This is a genomic window from Tistrella mobilis (genome assembly GCF_041468085.1).
GTDB lineage: Bacteria > Pseudomonadota > Alphaproteobacteria > Tistrellales > Tistrellaceae > Tistrella > Tistrella mobilis_A.
The window spans coordinates 3638653-3655000 of record NZ_CP121017.1; the positions used below are offsets into that span (position 1 = coordinate 3638653).

The following is a 16348-nucleotide window of genomic DNA, read 5'->3' on the forward strand; positions in this document are numbered from 1 at the left end:
TCCCCGCCTCTGATCATCCGAAGAACATGCGGGGGAGACATGGTGACGCCGGATCTGCTGACCTACGAGGCCTGTGCAGGCGCCCTTGACTGGGCGGGAGCCGTCGAGGCGTTGCGGCGCGGCCATCTGCGGCCCCGGGCCGAGATTGCGGATATCTTCCTGGGGCCCCGCACCGCCACACTGCTCAACCGCGCGGCCTTCATCCCCGGCCTCGGCTATGGCGTGAAGGCGGTGACGGTGATGGACGGCAATGCCGCGCGCGGCCTGCCCACGGTGCAGGGCGCGATGATGGTCTATGACGCAGAGATCGGCAGCCTGCGCGCGGTGATCGACAGCCGCCTGGTCACCGAGTTCAAGACCGCGGCGGATTCGGTGCTGGGCGCGCGCCTGCTCGCCCGGCCCGACAGCCGGCATCTGGTGATTGTGGGCGCGGGCGTGGTCGCCGGCAGCCTGATCCGGGCCTATGGCGCGATCTTCCCCGATCTGGAGCGGATCTCGGTCTGGGCACGGCGGCCGGAACAGGCCCGGACGCTGGTCGACGCCGCTCGCGGCCCTGCCGAAGCCGCCGGTATCACCGCCCGGCTGGAGGCCGCCCCCGATCTGGAGGCGGCACTGGCCGAAGCCGACATCATCTCAAGCGCCACCATGGCGCGCAGCCCGGTCATCCCCGGCGCCCGGGTCCGCCCCGGCACCCATGTCGACCTGATCGGCGCCTTCAAGGCGGATATGCGCGAGGCCGACGACGCCCTGATCGGCAGCAGCCGGTTGTTCGTGGATTCGCGCGCAACCACGCTGCACCATATCGGCGAGCTTATGATGCCGATCGCATCGGGCGTGATCACCGAGGCCGATGTGCTGGGCGATCTTTACGATCTGGTCCCGGCCGCCACGCCCGCGCGGCGCTCGGCCGACGAAATCACCGTCTACAAGAATGGCGGCGGTGCCCATCTCGATCTGATGATCGCCGACTACATCGCCGCCGCTGCCGCCGGCTGAGACTTAGCCAGGCTTGGCCTGCAGCCTTGAAAACCTCGGTTGCGGAACCGCGGTCCGGGGGGTTTGATGTCCGGCGACATTCAGGCAATCCGGAGGTGCGGCATGGCCGCGGGACGCAGCATGACACTGCGGGAATGGGGGCTGCTGGTGCTGCTCTCCATTCCCTGGGGCGGCTCGTTCTTCTTCATTGGCGTTGCGGTGAAAGAGCTGCCGCCCTTCACCATCGTGGCGACGCGGGTGCTGCTTGCCGCCATCGCCCTGCTCGTGGTCCTGCGTCTGCGCGGGCTGGCCATGCCCCGCTCGCCGCAGGTCTGGGCGGCGTTCTTCGGCATGGGGCTGCTCAACAGCCTGATCCCGTTCAGCCTGATCGTCTGGGGGCAGACCCAGATCCCGAGCGGGCTTGCCGCCATCCTGAACGCCACCACCCCGCTCTTCGGCGTGCTGGTGGCCCATCTCGCGACCAGCGACGAAAAGGCGAGCCCGAACCGCATCGCCGGCGTGCTGGCCGGCTTCGCCGGTGTCGCCGCGATGATCGGCCCGGCGGCGCTGGATGGCCTGGGAGGCAGTGTCGCAGGCCAGCTCGCGGTTCTGGGCGCCGCCTTCTCCTACGCCCTGGCGGGGGTTTTCGGCCGCCGCTTCGCCCGCATGGGGGTGGCGCCCATGGCGACCGCCACCGGCCAGATGACCACCGCGGCCATCATGCTGGTGCCGCTCGCCCTGATCGTCGACCGGCCGTGGACCCTGCCCGTGCCGGGCTGGGGGACGGTCGCGGCGATCCTCGCCTTCGCGCTCGTCTCCACCGCCTTTGCCTATGTGCTGTTCTTCCGCCTGCTGGCGACGGCGGGTGCCACCAATCTGATGCTGGTCACCTTTCTGGTTCCGGTCAGCGCCATTCTGCTCGGCCATGCCTTCCTGGACGAGAGGCTGGAGCCGAAGCATCTGATCGGCATGGCGATGATCGCAGCCGGCCTTGCCCTGATCGACGGGCGGCTGCCGGGCCTGCTGCGCAGCGCGTTCCGCCGCAGACCCGGCACGGCACCGGTCAGGAGACCCTGACCACCTGCTTGCCGAAATTGTCGCCGGCCATCATCCGCAGGAAGGCTTCGGGCATCCGCTCGAAGCCGTCCAGCACATCGTGGCGGAAGCGCAACCGGCCGTCGCGATGCCAGGCGGCGATGCGGGCCATGGCCTCGTCGCGCAGATGCCACCAGTCGAAGACCACCAGCCCCTGGATCATCGATCGGGTGACGACCAGCCGGGCGCTGGCACGCAGGCCGATATCCTGTTCCGGCGCCTGATCGACCACGGCGATACGGCCGCAGATCACCACCCGGGCATGGGTTGCCAGATTGGCCAGGGCCGCATCATGGATCGGGCCGCCGGTGTTGTCGAAGAAGACGTTGACGCCACCGGGGCAGGCCTCGGCGATCGCCGCCTTCATGTCGCGGGCGGTGCGATAATTGATACCGGCATCGAAACCCAGCTCCCGGCACCAGGCGAGCTTGTCGTCGGAGCCTGCGATTGCAACCGCACGCGCCCCCTGCAGCTTCGCGATCTGGCCGACCATCTGCCCCACGGCACCGGATGCGGCAGAGACCAGCACGGTATCGCCGGGCTTCGGCCGCGCGATCTCGATCATGCCGACATAGGCGGTCAGGCCGGGCATGCCCAGCCAGGACAGCGCCGCCTCGGGCGGGGCGATGTCGGGGTTCACCCGGTTGGCACGGGCGGCACCCGGCAGGTCGGGGCTCAACACCGCATATTCCTGCCAGCCGAAGGTCATGCTCTCGACCAGATCGCCCGGGGCCCAGCCGGGATGGTTGGAGACGATCACCTCGCCCACGCCGCCGCCCTGCATCAGCTCCCCCGGCGCCACGCCCCTGGTGTAGTTGCCGGCCGCGGCAATCCGCCCGCGCATATACGGGTCGACCGACAGCCAGAGCGTGCGGACCAGGATCTGGCCGGGCCCCGGCTCGGGCATCGGGCTTTCGATCATCCGCCAGGTATCGGCGGTCGCCTTGCCTTCCGGATGCGCGGCAAGCACCCACTGCCGGTTGGTCTTCGATACGGTCGTCTGCGATACGGTGCCGGTCATCTGTCCTCCCATAAGGGCTCAGCCGGTGGCCAGGGGGGCCTTCACCGGACGTGGCCGTTGCACCCATTGTGCCGCGAGCACGCTGCCCAGCACCAGGGCGATGCCCGTGGCCTGTACCATCGACAGATGCTCGCCCGCGATCGACAGCCCCAGGATCACCGCGGTCACCGGGCTCAACAGCGCCAGCGGTGCCACCGCCCCCGGTCCCAGCCGGCCCAGGCCGCGGAACCAGAGCATGTAGCTGACGGCGGCCCCGAACACGCCCAGATGCACGAAGCCGATCATGTGATGCAGGGTCGGCACCGGCAGCGCCGGCTCGAAGATCAGCGCGGCGGGCAGCAGCAGCAGCCCGCCCGCGGTCAACTGCCAGGCGGTGACGGTCAGGGCCGACACCGGCGGCTGCCAGTGGCGGCTGAACACGGTGCCGGCCGCCATTGCCGCCGCCCCGCCCAGCCCCGCCGCGATGCCGATCGGATCCAGCGCCGCATCGGGCGACAGGACCATCAGCGCCACGCCCAGAATGCCGACCAGCGCCGCCGCCACCGCCGCCGCCTTCACCGGTGTGCCGATCACCATGCGGGCCAGCAGCAGCACGATCAGCGGCTGGATGGCCCCCACCGTCGCCGCCACCCCGCCCGGCAGGCGATAGGCCGAGACGAAGAGCAGCGCCCAGAAGATCGAGAAATTGAGCGCGCCCAGTATGAAGGACCGCCACCACCAGCCCCCCGTCGGCAGCCGGCGGACCAGCAGCAACAGGATCAGCCCGGCCGGCAGGGCGCGCAGCATGGCCACCGTCAGCGGGTAGCCCTGGGGCAGCAGCCCCGTCGTCACCAGATAGGTGCTGCCCCAGATCGCCGGGGCGATCGCGGTCAGCAGCACATCGCCATTGCGGCCGATATTGCGCGGCATCTCATATCCTTCGGGCAGCCTTCCCCTGAAGGCTAGCCCGATATATCTCGACGTCAAGATAATTATCTCGACATCGAGAGACCGGCTTGACCGCAGAACACCGCAGCTCCATGATCCCGGCCATGGATCACGTCGACCGCATTCTCGATCAATGGCACCGCGAACGGCCCGATCTCGATATCGGGCCGATGGGGCTGATCGGCCGTCTCACCCGCCTGATGACCCATCTGATGCGGGAGATGGAGAAGACCTTCGCCGCCCATGGGCTCACCTATCCAAGCTTCGATGTTCTGGCCACGTTGCGCCGTTCAGGCCCCCCCTATGCCCTCAGCCCCGGCGATCTGATGGCGACGACCATGGTTGCCTCCGGCACCATGACCAACCGCATCGATCAGCTGGAAAAGGCCGGGCTGGTGGTGCGCCGGCCCAATCCTCAGGATGGCCGCAGCGTGCTGATCGCCCTGACCGACCAGGGCCGCAGGACCATCGATGCCGCGGTTGCCGACCATGTCGCCACCCAGAAACGGCTGGTCGACCATCTGTCGGCCAGGGAACAGGCCGCACTCGACGCCCTGCTGCGCGACTTCCTGGCCGGGCTCGACCCGACCGCCTGATCCGGCTTGCCGTCTTTCCGTATTCGGGATATTTTTCCGAATATGGAAAAGATACCCGTCACCCCCAGCTTCGACGACCGTCTGGCGCTCCGGCTCAAGGCCCTGCGTCTGGCGGCGGGCTGGTCGCTGGACGATCTGGCGGCCCGCGCCGGGGTCAGCCGGGCCAGCCTGTCGCGGATCGAGAATGCCGAGGTCAGCGCCACCGCCGCCGTGCTCGGCCGGCTCGCCGCCGCCCATGGGCTGACGATGTCGCGGCTGATCGCGCTCGCGGAAGACGATTTCACAGCCCTGCTCCGGCCGGCCGATCAGCCGGTCTGGACCGACCCCGCCACCGGCTTCCGCCGCCGCCAGATCTCGACCCCCGCCGCAACACTCGGCGGCGAGGTGCTGGACTGCGAGCTGCCGCCGGCGACGCGGATCGATTACGACCAGCCGCCGCGCCCGGGGCTGGAACATCACCTTGTGCTGATGACAGGCCGGCTCCGGGTCACGGTCGAGGGCACGCCCCATGACCTCATGCCCGGCGACTGCCTGCGCTACCGCCTGCACGGCGCCAGCCGGTTCGAGACGCCGGCGACCGAGGCCGCCCGCTACCATCTTTTCATCCTCTGAGGGCCTTGAGATGACCGTCGCGATCACCGCGCTTTCCGCCGAAGAGACCCGGGACCGGCTCGACGAACTCGCCGATCTGCTCCGCGCCTGCGTCGAGGATGGGGCCAGCGTCAACTTTCTGCTGCCCTTCACGGCCGAAGCCGCCCGGCGCTTCTGGGAGGCGAAGGTGCTGCCGCCGCTCATCGCCGGCGGGCTGATCCTGCTGGTCGCCGACATCGACGGCCGGATTGCCGGCACGGTCCAGCTCGACCACGACACCCCGCCCAACCAGCCGCACCGCGCCGAGGTGCGCAAGCTGCTGGTCCATCCGGCGTTTCGCCGGCAGGGCATCGCCCGGTCGCTGATGCTCGATCTCGAAGCCCGCGCCGCGGCAATGGGGCGGCGGCTGCTCACCCTCGACACGCTCACCGGCGACAAGGCCGAGCCGCTTTATGCCGCACTCGGCTATGTCACCGTGGGCACCATCCCCGATTACTGCATCCGCACCGACGGCAGCGGCATGGGCGCCACCACCTTCATGTACAAGCAGCTTGGCGGGCCTGTCCCTCAGGCCTGAACGCCAGCCCCTTACGCCTGAACAATGGGTATGAACCCGCCGAAGATCATCCGCTTCCCGTCGAAGGGCAGCGGCATCACCTCGGGCTGAAGGCGCGGATCGGCCATCACCTTCGCCATGCCGGCATCGCGCACTTCTTTCGACGGCCACAGGATCCACGAGAACACCACGGTCTCGTCCGGGCGGCGCTGCACGGCCATGGGGAACGAGGTCACCTCGCCCTCGGGCACGTCGTCGCCCCAGCATTCGGTGACACCCAGTGCGCCGTTCTCGCGGAACACCACCGCCGCCGCTTCGGCATGTTCACGAAATGCCTCGTGGGCAGCGCTCGGCACCGCCGCGACGAAGCCGTCGATATAGCCGATGGTCATCACACACCCTCCATCGCCGCTGCGGCCGCTTCCGCGAGTTCTTCGGGCGATTTCGGCTCGCCCGGCGTCGCCAGCGACCATTGATGGCCGAAGGGATCGGCGATCACACCATAGCGATCCCCCCAGAACTGGTCGGCCACCGGCATCACCACCACCGCCCCGGCGGCGATTGCGCGATCGACCGCCGCATCGACGTCGTCGACCACCAGATGCAGGGTGACGGCGGTGCCGCCCAGCGCCTTCGGCCCGGAAAGGCCGCAGCCGCGGTTCTCGTCGACCAGCATCACCGACGAGCCGTTGACCCGGATGCAGGCATGCAGGATCGACCCGTCCGGGGCCGGCAGCCGCATCAGCTCCTCGGCGCCGAAGGCCGCCTTGTAGAAGTCGATCGCCGCCGCCGCACCGGCACAGACCAGATGCGGGGTGAGAGAGTGCAACCCGAAGGCGGCGGCGCGTTCGGCCGCCGATGGTTGTGCGGTCGTGGTCATGGGCAGGTCCCTCCTGAATATTGTTGATATCAACCTATATGGATATCGATCACCCAGTCAAGCAAGGGACGGAGGTCACGGTGCCGCCCGCGCCGCCTGACGGATCACCCGGTCGAAATTCAGTACCGGCTGCGGCGGCCGGTGGCGGGGATAGGCCACCGCCAGCCCCACGGTCGGTTCCGGATCGCGAAGCCTGCGATAGACCACGCCGCGCATGCCCAGCTGACACATCGACACCGGCACCAGCGACACGCCGAGTTCGGCCGAAACCAGCGACAGGATCGAGGCGATCTGCGGCGCCGGCTGGCCGAGCGCCGGCTCGAACCCCGCCGATTGGAAGGCTGCGACCACCACATCATGCAGGCTGGTGCCGATCGCCCGCGGGGTCAGGATCAGCGGGTCGGCGGCCAGCTGCGCCAGATCGATCGGCCCCGGCAGCGCCGCCGCGGCATGGGTGGCCGGAAGTGCCGCCACCAGCGGTTCGTCGGCCAGATTGTGGACCGCCAGCTCGGCCGGGTCGGTGGCGGCGGGACGCAGGATGGCGACCTGAAGCCGCCCGTCCAGCAGCCCGTCGACCAGCGCCACCGAATTGGCCTCGGTCAGGGTCAGAACCACGTCGGGATAGGCCCGCCGGAAGGCGCGAATCGCTTCAGGAATCAGCGGATTGAGGGCTGCCGTGCCGGTGAAGCCCAGGCTGAGCCGGCCGGTCTCGCCCCGGGCCGCGCGCTGCGCCAGCTTCACGGCCCCGGCCGCCTGGCCCGGGATCGCCTCCACCGCGGCCAGGAAGGCGGCTCCCGCCTCGGTCAGCTCGGCGCCATGGGGGACGCGGTGGAACAGCGCCGCGCCGACCTCCGCCTCCAGATCCCGGATCTGCAGGCTGAGCGGCGGCTGGCCGATGCCCAGCCGGGCTGCCGCACGGGTGAAGTTGCGCTCCTCGGCCACCGCGAGGAAGTACCGGATGTGCCGCAGCTCCATAAGCCATATGCCACAGATATGAAGATTGCCTCTTCCATATATTGGACGCATGGAAAGGGCCAGCGCTATATCCGGGAGAGCAGAGCACGACGCCAGAACCGGCCCCGGAAAGCGCCTCCCCATGACCATGCCGTCCACCATCGCCCCCGCCGCCCGCAGCATGTCCCGCCCGGCCCCGGCTGCCACCGCAATCGGCGGTCCGGCCTGGATCACCCGCGGCACCGCACTCTGGCGACGGACCGGCATCGCGCTCTTCCTCGCCGGCTTCGCCAGTTTTTCCCTGATCTATTGCGTGCAGCCGCTGCTGCCGGCCTTCGCCACCAGCTTCGGGCTGGGGGCGGCCTCGGCCTCGCTGGCGCTGTCGGTCACCACCAGCCTGCTCGCGCTCTCGATCCTGCTGGCCGGTGCCTTCTCTCAGATGCTGGGCCGGCGCGGGCTGATGTTCGGCTCGATGGCCGTGGCGGCGGTACTCAATCTCGCCGCCGCCCTCAGCCCCGACTGGCCCGGGCTGCTGATCGCCCGGGCGCTCGAAGGCCTGGCGCTGGGCGGTGTGCCGGCGGTGGCCATGGCCTATCTGGCCGAGGAAATCGAGCCGCGCCATCTGGGCAAGGCCATGGGGCTTTATGTCGCCGGCACCGGCTTCGGCGCGATGATGGGCCGGGTCGGCATGGGGCTGCTGACCGAATTCACCTCGTGGCGCATGGCGATGGGGGTGATGGGCGGCCTCGGCCTGGTGGCCGCGATCGGCTTCCTGATCCTGCTGCCGCGCTCGCGCAATTTCGTGGCGGCGCGGGGCGTCTCCCCCGCCTTCCACCTGCGTGCCTGGGCCGGGCATCTGCGCAATCCGGGGCTGCTCAGGCTCTATGCCACCGGCTTTGCGCTGACCAGCATCTTCGTGACCCTGTTCAACTACACCACCTTCCGGCTGACCGCGGCCCCCTTCGATCTCAGCCAGACCCGGGTCGCGATGATCTTCCTCGCCTTCGGCTTCGGCATCGTCTCGTCCTCGATCGCAGGCGGTCTCGGTGACCGCTTCGGCCGCCGGCCGCTGCTCATCGCAGGCTTCCTGCTCACGCTTGCCGGGGTGGCGGTCACCCTGGTACCCGCCCTGCCCGCGATCATCGCCGGCATCATCCTGGTCACCACCGGCTTCTTCGTCTGCCACTCGGTCGTCAGCGGCTCGGTCGGTCCCCTTGCCGGCACGACCAAGGGCCATGCCGCCTCGCTCTATCTGCTGTTCTATTATCTGGGCTCCAGCATCACCGGCTCGATCGGCGGCTGGTTCTGGCAGCATGGCGGCTGGACGGCGATTGCCGCACTGACCGGCGGCTTCGCCCTGCTCGGCCTCATCCTCTCGGCCACGGCACCGCGCCGGACCGGCGCCGCCTGATCAGACGCCGTCCCGCCAGTCAAAATGCAGCGGTGCCTCGCGGAAGGCGAAGCGGTCCAGATGCCGCACCACGGCGCCCTTCAGCGCCTCCAGCTGCTCGTCGGAGCCGGCCTCGATCCGGCAGGTCAGCGCGTCCTCGCCGGCATCCAGCAGCAGCCGGCCATCCGCCGGCCACGAGGCGCCGCGTGCATCGCGGGGAAAGATCACCGAGCCCTGATCGCGGCTGAACGCGACCGTCAGATTGTGGCTCCAATGCTTGCACAACTGCTGCAGATAGCGGCTGCCATGCGCCGTCGGCACCACGGCGGTGCTGGTGACGGTGGTCGTGGTGGTCGTCATGGGTTTCTTCTCCATCAGAATGCCGGGCGGAGGATCGGTGGCAGGTCGGAGCGGCGGCTCCAGACCATGGCGCCGCCGCAGAACCGCGAGCCTGGAATTCTTCGTCATGACCGTTCGATCTTCTGCGTCGCCTCGTCCAGGATCCGGGCGATCTCCAGCGCCAGCCTGCGATCGGCATCGGCGGCCGTCAGCCGGCTGCGCAAGGCCATCTTCAGATTGCCGATCGCGCGTTCGACCGGGGTGGTATCCACCCGCTCGCGCATCTCGGCCATTGCCGCCAGCCGGGCCATCAGCTCGGCCACCGTCGTCTCATGGGCGGCAAGCTCCGCCTCGCCATCGGCGGTGATCGCGAAAACCTTGCGGCCGCCCTCGGCCTCGGTGCCCGCAACCTGGTTCATGTCTTCCAGCATCGACAGCGCGGGGTAGACCACGCCGGGGCTCGGCACATACACCCCGCCGGTCAGCTCTTCCACCGCGCGGATCAGGTCATAGCCATGGCGCGGTTGCATCGAGATCAGCTTCAGCAGCACCAGCCGCAGCTGGCCGGCATCGAAGAAGCGGCGGCGGCCACCGCGCTCCGACATCCAGTCCTCGCCCGCACGGCTGCGGCCGAAACCGCGCCCGAAGCCGCGGCCCCAGCCATGGCCGCCCCCGAACCCGCGATGGCCGGATTCGTCACCGAAACCAATGTCTGGGCCGCCATGCTCGTGGCTGTGGCGGCCGTCTCCGTGAAACCCGCGACCGCGACGGTCGCACTGCCTGTATCCAAAACGCATCTGCGTCACTCCTCTCTTCCAGACTGCGCTAAGATATATCTTAGAACGATCCAGAACAAGCCTCCTCGCGACGAGGGCCGGAACCCGCAGAACAATCAACTTGAGAGATGGATTTCCCGTCGATGCTTTCTTATGGTTGCATTTTGGGTCAGATTTTCGCCCATAAAACCGTCGAGAGAGGCCAACCTCCCATGTCCGAAACCAGTCTCCGGAGCTTCAGCCCGCTCCGCCCCGAAGCCCGCCCGATCGGCTGGCGCGGCGGTGCCGTCCTGATCGGCGCCGCCCTGCTCGCCGCCTCATCCTTCGCCGAAGTGCCGATGGTGCCGGTGCCGATGACCATGCAGACCTTCGCGGTCTTCGTGATCGGCGCGCTCTATGGCTGGCGGCTGGGCGGGCTCACCATCCTGGTCTGGCTTGTCGCCGGTGCCGCAGGCCTGCCGGTGCTGGCCGACGGCACATCGGGCATCGACCGCTTCACCGGGGCCACCGGCGGCTATCTCATCGCCTTCCCGATCGCGGGAGCCCTGACCGGGCTGCTTGCCGAACGTGGCTGGAACGGCGAGCGGCCGGTGCATGCGCTCGCCGCCATGATCCTCGCCCATGCGATCTGTCTGGGGCTGGGGGCTGCCTGGCTGTCGACCAAGATCGGCCTCGACCGCGCCATCGAGCACGGCGTCCTGCCCTTCATCGCCGGCGGGCTGGTCAAATCGGCCCTGGCGGTGGCGGTGCTGATGTTCCTCGCCCGCCGCAGTGCCACCGCCCGCGGCTGAGCCCCACGGTCATCCGCGGGCCTGGCCAACTGATGATGATATCAGAGGGAGGCGATCACCAGGGCGGCGTAGAGCCCGGCAGCCAGCGGTCCCGCATCCAGCGCCGCGCGGCGGCGATCAGTTTTTCGGTATGGCCGGGATGTTCGGGGCCGATCAGCGGCAGGCCCATGCCGGCAATGGTGGCGGCGATGCCGTCATCGTCCAGCGCATGGCCGGCCGCCACGGCGTGGCGGGCAATCTCCAGCTCCTGGCCCCAGAAATAGATCGCCCTGGCCTGCACCTTCTCCTGCATCTGCCGCACCTCGTCCACCCGGCCGTCATTCATCATCGGCAGCCAGATATCGGGCATCAGCAGGTCGACCGGCCGGTCGGGCACATAGGCATAGGCATCACCCTGGACGATCGTCAGCTTGGCCCGCGCCGTCTCGGGCAGCTGGGCGGCAAGGTCCAGCTCTTCATGCAGCGCGATCACATCCGGGTCGAACTCGACCACCGTCACCGCGGTGACTGCATCCTGAAGCGCGCTCGCCAGTGCCGACCAGCCCATGCCCATGCCGTAGATCAGCACATGGCCGCGCGCCAGATGCACGCCGATCTCCTGGCTTTCGATCTCAAGCGGCGTGGTCGACATCCAGCTCTGCCGGTCGCGCAGCAGCACGGCCATGTCCTGAACCAGCGCCGATTCCGTCCAGTAGCCGGGGGCCATATTCATCGGCACCACCCGCAGTTCCCAACGCCCCCGGCTGATCGGCCGATAGCGGGGGATGAACAGATCGCTCTGATAGACGGTCGGCATCATCTCGAACATGGCCTCTCGGGCTGTGGGACATCCGACTGTACAGGTGACGCGGCATGCACTGCAATCACCGGTGCCCGTTCCGATCCTCAGCGCTTGCGGACGAACTCGGTCCGCAGTACCAGCCCCTTGATGGACTCGTGCCGGCAGTCGATTTCCTCGTCATTCGCCGTCAGGCGGATCGAGCGGATCACCGTGCCCTGTTTCAGCGTCTGGCTGGTGCCCTTCACCTTCAGATCCCGGATCAGCGTCACCTGATCACCATCCGCCAGCACATTGCCGGCCGCATCCTTCACCACCCGCTCTCCCGCCGGGGCCTGGCCCTCGGGTTGCGAGGCAGCCAACTCCGAGGCCGGCAGCCATTCGCCGGTGGCCTCGTCATACACGTAGTCGTCACCCTGGTCGGACATGTCCGGTCTCCTTCAGGTGCTGCATCAGCGCCGCACCCTCCGCTTCCCCGGCGCCGAAGGCAAGCGCGAACCTGCCCGATCACCGATCGACCAGCCGCCGCAACACCGCATGAAGGCCGTCGTCGCGCAGCCGGGGCAGCAAATCCGCCAGCCGGCGCAGGATATCCGCCGGCTGCCCGTTCCCAAGGGCATCCGGTTCGCCCGGCCCTGGCGGCGTGCCACCCAGCCGCCCGACCTCCCCGATCAGAACCGCCCGCAACGGCTCATCCTCAGTCATGACATCTTCCCGGCGCAGAAGATCGGTCAGCACCGCCAGAATCTCGTCGCGCCCGGCATAGCCCATATAGACATCATCGGCTTCTGCGGCGTAGCAGACCGGAGAGGACGGTGCTTCGGGGTCCGCCTCGTCCATGGCTCACCTCACTTCCAGAACCTCTCCGGTTCCATAACGCTTCACGAAATCCACCCGCACGCCATTCCAGTGATAGCAGAAATGCGCGCCCTGAACCGGGATCGTCACCACATCGGGCCAGAACACCCCGATGCACTGCCCGCCGGGCATCCGGACGCTGTTCCAGACCAGACCGTCACTGCCCGCAGCGCGACGTGCAGCACCTTCCGCCTGCGACGCTGCGTAATCGGTCGGATGAAGAACCTCCGGCACGGCATTCACGTCATGCAGGTCCCGATCGATCGCGCCGATCAGGGCGCGGAAATCCGAGGTCCAGCCGGGAGCCTCGCCGGTCGCCGCCATGAATTGTCCGTGATGATGAATGGTTTCCGCCAGGGCGACCTCCTCCCGATCGCCGGCATAATAAAGGCCGTAGCTGCCATCCGTGAAACGCCCCGGGCGGGCGGTCGAACAGTGAACGAACGGCGCCATCACCAGACTGGCTCCGGGCCCGCCGATCCGACGCGCCGGGGGCACTTTGCCCAGATCGCCGACCTCGTCGCGGACACGGGGATTGGTCTTGGCCTCGACGGCAACCAGCGCCTCCCAATCATGCGGATCGGCGATGTCCTCGAACAGGTCGACGGGCGGCCAGATTGAGCGGATGATCCGCCAGGTCCTGTCCCAGCGCACCCGCCGCAGTACGGCCTCGCCACTCACCATGCGCCGCGCTCGGCATCGAGCCAGTCCCGCATCAGTGCCAGATCTGACAGCTCGCCGCGCATCATGATGTCGAGGGCGGACTTGCCGGCAAAGGCCGCGTTCGGCTTGCGCACCCAGGCATAACCGCGGGCGGGTTCCCGGAACAGATAGCGCAGCCCCTTGTGGATGCCCATCAGATGCGCCATGCGCATCCGCAGATCCCGGTCGATCCGGCCGATCTCGCCATCCTTCCAACGCGCCCAGGTTCGTGCCGCCATGCCACCCAAAAGGTTTCTCGCCTCGGCATCGCTCAGGCCCCAGGCTCGAAACAGGTTCACCGTGGCCCGCGCCAGTGCGCCGGCTTCCGCGTCGGTGATCGCGGGGCTTTGCTGATGGAACGGGGTTGGGGCGATCGGGTGTAGCTGCATCTGCGCCTCCTGCATCTGGCAATAATATGGAGCCTGGATGCCAAACGGCAATAGACGGCAGAGATACAACACGCCCTCCCCTGCCCGGCGCGACGGCAGCGCGGGGTGCTGAACGCAGCAACGCCGCCCGCGGCGAGGTGCCGGGGCGGCGTTTGCTTGAAACTTGGTTGCGGGGGCAGGATTTGAACCTGCGACCTTCAGGTTATGAGCCTGACGAGCTACCGGGCTGCTCCACCCCGCGTCAGGGCGTAGGCGGTGGACAGTGTGTGCGAGATGAGATCGCGCTTTGGGTGAGCGTGTATATGTCCGTCCATGCGGTTGCAAGACCTGGCAGCGACCTACTCTCCCGCGTCTTAAGACGAAGTACCATCGGCGCAGGACGGTTTCACGGCCGAGTTCGGGATGGGATCGGGTGGTTCACGTCCGCCATAGCCACCAGGTCATGAAACCGCACGGAGGGACAATCCGGAAGCGATGCTTCCGGACGCTCTGAGCGCGAGATCGTCTGATTTGATTTATGTGTGCAAGCTTCGTGGGCCGCGGGCCCGGTTCTGGGCGCGGCGGGGATCTTTCGAGCCGATCGAGCGATTAGTACCGGTCAGCTCAGCGCATTGCTGCGCTTACACACCCGGCCTATCGACGTGGTGGTCTTCCACGGCTCTCAAGGGAGACCTGGTTTCGAGGGAGGTTTCCCGCTTAGATGCTTTCAGCGGTTATCCCTTCCGGACATAGCTACCCAGCGATGCGGCTGGCGCCACAACTGGTGCACCAGAGGTCCGTCCATCCCGGTCCTCTCGTACTGAGGACAGATCCTCTCAAGTCTCCTACACCCACGGCAGATAGGGACCGAACTGTCTCACGACGTTCTAAACCCAGCTCACGTACCACTTTAATCGGCGAACAGCCGAACCCTTGGGACCTGCTCCAGCCCCAGGATGTGATGAGCCGACATCGAGGTGCCAAACAACCCCGTCGATATGGACTCTTGGGGGTTATCAGCCTGTTATCCCCGGCGTACCTTTTATCCGTTGAGCGATGGCCCTTCCACTCGGGACCACCGGATCACTATGGCCGACTTTCGTCTCTGCTCGACTTGTCAGTCTCGCAGTCAGGCGGGCTTATGCCATTGCACTCGACAGCCGATTTCCGACCGGCCTGAGCCCACCATCGCGCGCCTCCGTTACTCTTTGGGAGGCGACCGCCCCAGTCAAACTACCCGCCATGCAGGGTCCCGGCTCCGGATCACGGAGCGCGGTTAGACACCAAGAACCAAAAGGGTGGTATTTCAAGGTTGCCTCCACTCCGGCTGGCGCCGAAGCTTCACAGGCTCCCACCTATCCTACACATTCAGTCCCTAGTGCCACTGCAAAGCTGTAGTAAAGGTGCACGGGGTCTTTCCGTCTGACCGCGGGAACTCCGCATCTTCACGGAGAATTCAATTTCGCTGAGTCGATACTGGAGACAGTGGGGAAGTCGTTACGCCATTCGTGCGGGTCGGAACTTACCCGACAAGGAATTTCGCTACCTTAGGACCGTTATAGTTACGGCCGCCGTTTACCGGGGCTTCGATTCAGAGCGTGAACCCCTCCTCTTAACCTTCCGGCACCGGGCAGGCGTCAGACCCTATACGTCGCCTTGCGGCTTCGCAGAGCCCTGTGTTTTTAGTAAACAGTCGCCACCCCCTGGTCTGTGCCCCCCGCCCCTGGTTGCCCAGGAACGGGGCCCCCTTCTCCCGAAGTTACGGGGGTAATTTGCCGAGTTCCTTCAGTATCGTTCTCTCAAGCGCCTTGGTATACTCTACCAGCCCACCTGTGTCGGTTTCGGGTACGGTCTGTACGTGGGAGTTATTTCCTGGAACAACTTCGCTGCCGGGAACAATCCAGTAAGCCCCGACAACTTACATCATCCGTCACTTCCCACAGGTGCAGGAATATTAACCTGCTTCCCATCGACTACGGCTTTCGCCCTCGTCTTAGGGGCCGACTCACCCTGCGCGGATTAGCCTTGCGCAGGAACCCTTGGGCTTTCGGCGACAGAGTTTCTCACTCTGTTTGTCGCTACTCATGTCAGCATTCTCACTTCCGATACCTCCAGGCGCCCTCGCGGGTCGCCCTTCACAGGCCTACGGAACGCTCCGCTACCACGTGCCATAAGGCACATCCACAGCTTCGGTGTACGGCTTTAGCCCCGTTACATCTTCGGCGCGGGACAGCTTATCTAGACCAGTGAGCTGTTACGCTTTCTTTAAAGGATGGCTGCTTCTAAGCCAACCTCCTGGTTGTCATGGCCGTCCTACATCCTTTCCCACTTAGCCGCAACTTGGGGACCTTAGCTGGTGGTCTGGGCTGTTTCCCTCTCGACTACGGACCTTAGCACCCGCAGTCTGTCTGCCACGCTGTACTCCCTGGTATTCGGAGTTTGGTTAGGTTTGGTAAGCCGGTGAGGCCCCCTAGCCCATCCAGTGCTCTACCCCCAGGGGTAATCACGTGACGCACTACCTAAATAGTTTTCGCGGAGAACCAGCTATATCCGAGTTTGATTGGCCTTTCACCCCTAGCCACAGGTCATCCCCGTCTTTTTCAACAGACGTGGGTTCGGTCCTCCAGTGCGTGTTACCGCACCTTCAACCTGCCCATGGCTAGATCACCCGGTTTCGGGTCTACTTCATCCAACTCAAGCGCCCTGTTCAGACTCGCTTTCGCTGCGCCTACACCTACCGGCTTAAGCTTG

General features: G+C 66.8%; 19 protein-coding genes, 1 tRNA gene and 2 rRNA genes (1 of these 22 cut by a window edge). 7 read left to right on the forward strand and 15 right to left on the reverse strand.

From position 1 onward, the window contains the following. Window positions 1–42: 42 nt before the first annotated feature. Both P7L68_RS21945 and P7L68_RS21950 read left to right on the forward strand, forming a co-directional pair. Window positions 43–996 carry an ornithine cyclodeaminase family protein gene (locus P7L68_RS21945; protein ID WP_372001659.1) on the forward strand — a complete coding sequence of 318 codons (954 nt, stop codon included), beginning with the start codon at window positions 43–45 and terminating at the stop codon, window positions 994–996. 102 nt (window positions 997–1098) lie between these two features. Beyond that, entirely contained in the window at window positions 1099–2052 is a 954-nt protein-coding gene (locus tag P7L68_RS21950; protein ID WP_372001661.1) for a DMT family transporter, read from the forward strand. On the opposite strand, the gene P7L68_RS21955 is transcribed toward P7L68_RS21950, so the two are convergent. Together P7L68_RS21955 and P7L68_RS21960 are read right to left on the reverse strand one after the other, a co-directional pair. After that, window positions 2039–3091 (reverse strand): NADP-dependent oxidoreductase, encoded by a 1053-nt coding sequence (locus P7L68_RS21955; RefSeq protein WP_372001662.1) that lies wholly within the window; start codon window positions 3089–3091, stop codon window positions 2039–2041. The two genes, P7L68_RS21950 and P7L68_RS21955, sit on opposite strands and share 14 nt — an antisense overlap. Before the next feature lie 18 nt (window positions 3092–3109). Next, a complete protein-coding gene (locus P7L68_RS21960) occupies window positions 3110–4000 on the reverse strand; it encodes an EamA family transporter (RefSeq protein WP_372001664.1) in 891 nt (296 codons plus the stop codon). A 122-nt stretch (window positions 4001–4122) separates the two neighbouring features. Between P7L68_RS21960 and P7L68_RS21965 the strand changes: the two genes are divergently transcribed. From P7L68_RS21965 to P7L68_RS21975, 3 genes are read left to right on the forward strand one after another with little or no spacing between them, the layout of a single operon-like run. Beyond that, a complete protein-coding gene (locus tag P7L68_RS21965) occupies window positions 4123–4614 on the forward strand; it encodes a MarR family winged helix-turn-helix transcriptional regulator (RefSeq protein WP_372006919.1) in 492 nt (163 codons plus the stop codon). 42 nt (window positions 4615–4656) lie between these two features. After that, a complete protein-coding gene (locus P7L68_RS21970; protein WP_372001666.1) occupies window positions 4657–5226 on the forward strand; it encodes a helix-turn-helix domain-containing protein in 570 nt (189 codons plus the stop codon). A gap of 10 nt (window positions 5227–5236) precedes the next feature. After that, entirely contained in the window at window positions 5237–5782 is a 546-nt protein-coding gene (locus P7L68_RS21975) for an N-acetyltransferase family protein (RefSeq protein WP_372001668.1), read from the forward strand. A gap of 11 nt (window positions 5783–5793) precedes the next feature. On the opposite strand, the gene P7L68_RS21980 is transcribed toward P7L68_RS21975, so the two are convergent. The 3 genes from P7L68_RS21980 to P7L68_RS21990 all read right to left on the reverse strand — a co-directional run bounded on the left by P7L68_RS21980 (window position 5794) and on the right by P7L68_RS21990 (window position 7616). Continuing rightward, window positions 5794–6147 carry a DUF1428 domain-containing protein gene (locus P7L68_RS21980; RefSeq protein ID WP_372006921.1) on the reverse strand — a complete coding sequence of 118 codons (354 nt, stop codon included), beginning with the start codon at window positions 6145–6147 and terminating at the stop codon, window positions 5794–5796. A gap of 5 nt (window positions 6148–6152) precedes the next feature. Continuing rightward, window positions 6153–6641 carry a VOC family protein gene (locus P7L68_RS21985; RefSeq protein ID WP_372001670.1) on the reverse strand — a complete coding sequence of 163 codons (489 nt, stop codon included), beginning with the start codon at window positions 6639–6641 and terminating at the stop codon, window positions 6153–6155. A 75-nt stretch (window positions 6642–6716) separates the two neighbouring features. Beyond that, complete coding sequence (locus P7L68_RS21990; RefSeq protein WP_372001671.1) at window positions 6717–7616, reverse strand: LysR family transcriptional regulator; 900 nt, start codon at window positions 7614–7616, stop codon at window positions 6717–6719. A 121-nt stretch (window positions 7617–7737) separates the two neighbouring features. Between P7L68_RS21990 and P7L68_RS21995 the strand changes: the two genes are divergently transcribed. Next, complete coding sequence (locus tag P7L68_RS21995) at window positions 7738–9006, forward strand: MFS transporter (RefSeq protein WP_372001674.1); 1269 nt, start codon at window positions 7738–7740, stop codon at window positions 9004–9006. Here the strand turns inward: P7L68_RS21995 and P7L68_RS22000 are convergent, their stop codons facing one another. Both P7L68_RS22000 and P7L68_RS22005 read right to left on the reverse strand, forming a co-directional pair. Next, the gene (locus tag P7L68_RS22000; RefSeq protein ID WP_372001675.1) at window positions 9007–9345 is read right to left on the reverse strand and encodes a DUF2218 domain-containing protein; all 339 of its coding nucleotides are present in this window, start codon (window positions 9343–9345) and stop codon (window positions 9007–9009) included. A gap of 104 nt (window positions 9346–9449) precedes the next feature. Next, a complete protein-coding gene (locus P7L68_RS22005; protein ID WP_372001677.1) occupies window positions 9450–10121 on the reverse strand; it encodes a PadR family transcriptional regulator in 672 nt (223 codons plus the stop codon). Between the two features lie 191 nt (window positions 10122–10312). Between P7L68_RS22005 and P7L68_RS22010 the strand changes: the two genes are divergently transcribed. Then, the gene (locus P7L68_RS22010) at window positions 10313–10891 is read left to right on the forward strand and encodes a biotin transporter BioY (RefSeq protein WP_372001679.1); all 579 of its coding nucleotides are present in this window, start codon (window positions 10313–10315) and stop codon (window positions 10889–10891) included. 55 nt (window positions 10892–10946) lie between these two features. Here P7L68_RS22010 and P7L68_RS22015 read toward each other — a convergent pair whose 3' ends face one another. From P7L68_RS22015 to P7L68_RS22050, 8 genes are all read right to left on the reverse strand, one after another. Beyond that, window positions 10947–11699: a hypothetical protein gene (locus P7L68_RS22015; RefSeq protein ID WP_372001681.1), complete on the reverse strand. Its 753-nt coding sequence runs from the start codon at window positions 11697–11699 to the stop codon at window positions 10947–10949. A 77-nt stretch (window positions 11700–11776) separates the two neighbouring features. After that, on the reverse strand, window positions 11777–12097 hold the full coding sequence (locus P7L68_RS22020) for a zinc ribbon domain-containing protein YjdM (protein WP_014744243.1): 321 nt from the start codon (window positions 12095–12097) through the stop codon (window positions 11777–11779). 79 nt (window positions 12098–12176) lie between these two features. Beyond that, window positions 12177–12509: a hypothetical protein gene (locus tag P7L68_RS22025; RefSeq protein ID WP_372001683.1), complete on the reverse strand. Its 333-nt coding sequence runs from the start codon at window positions 12507–12509 to the stop codon at window positions 12177–12179. 3 nt (window positions 12510–12512) lie between these two features. Continuing rightward, window positions 12513–13211, reverse strand: coding sequence for an RES family NAD+ phosphorylase (locus tag P7L68_RS22030; RefSeq protein WP_372001685.1), 699 nt, complete (start codon window positions 13209–13211; stop codon window positions 12513–12515). After that, a complete protein-coding gene (locus tag P7L68_RS22035; protein ID WP_372001687.1) occupies window positions 13205–13687 on the reverse strand; it encodes an antitoxin Xre-like helix-turn-helix domain-containing protein in 483 nt (160 codons plus the stop codon). Before P7L68_RS22035 ends, P7L68_RS22030 begins: the two co-directional genes overlap by 7 nt. A gap of 95 nt (window positions 13688–13782) precedes the next feature. Next, window positions 13783–13859, reverse strand: a tRNA-Met gene (locus P7L68_RS22040). Between the two features lie 84 nt (window positions 13860–13943). Beyond that, window positions 13944–14058, reverse strand: a 5S ribosomal RNA gene (gene rrf, locus P7L68_RS22045). Window positions 14059–14185: 127 nt separating this feature from the next. Continuing rightward, window positions 14186–16348, reverse strand: a 23S ribosomal RNA gene (locus P7L68_RS22050); it runs 582 nt beyond the window's last position.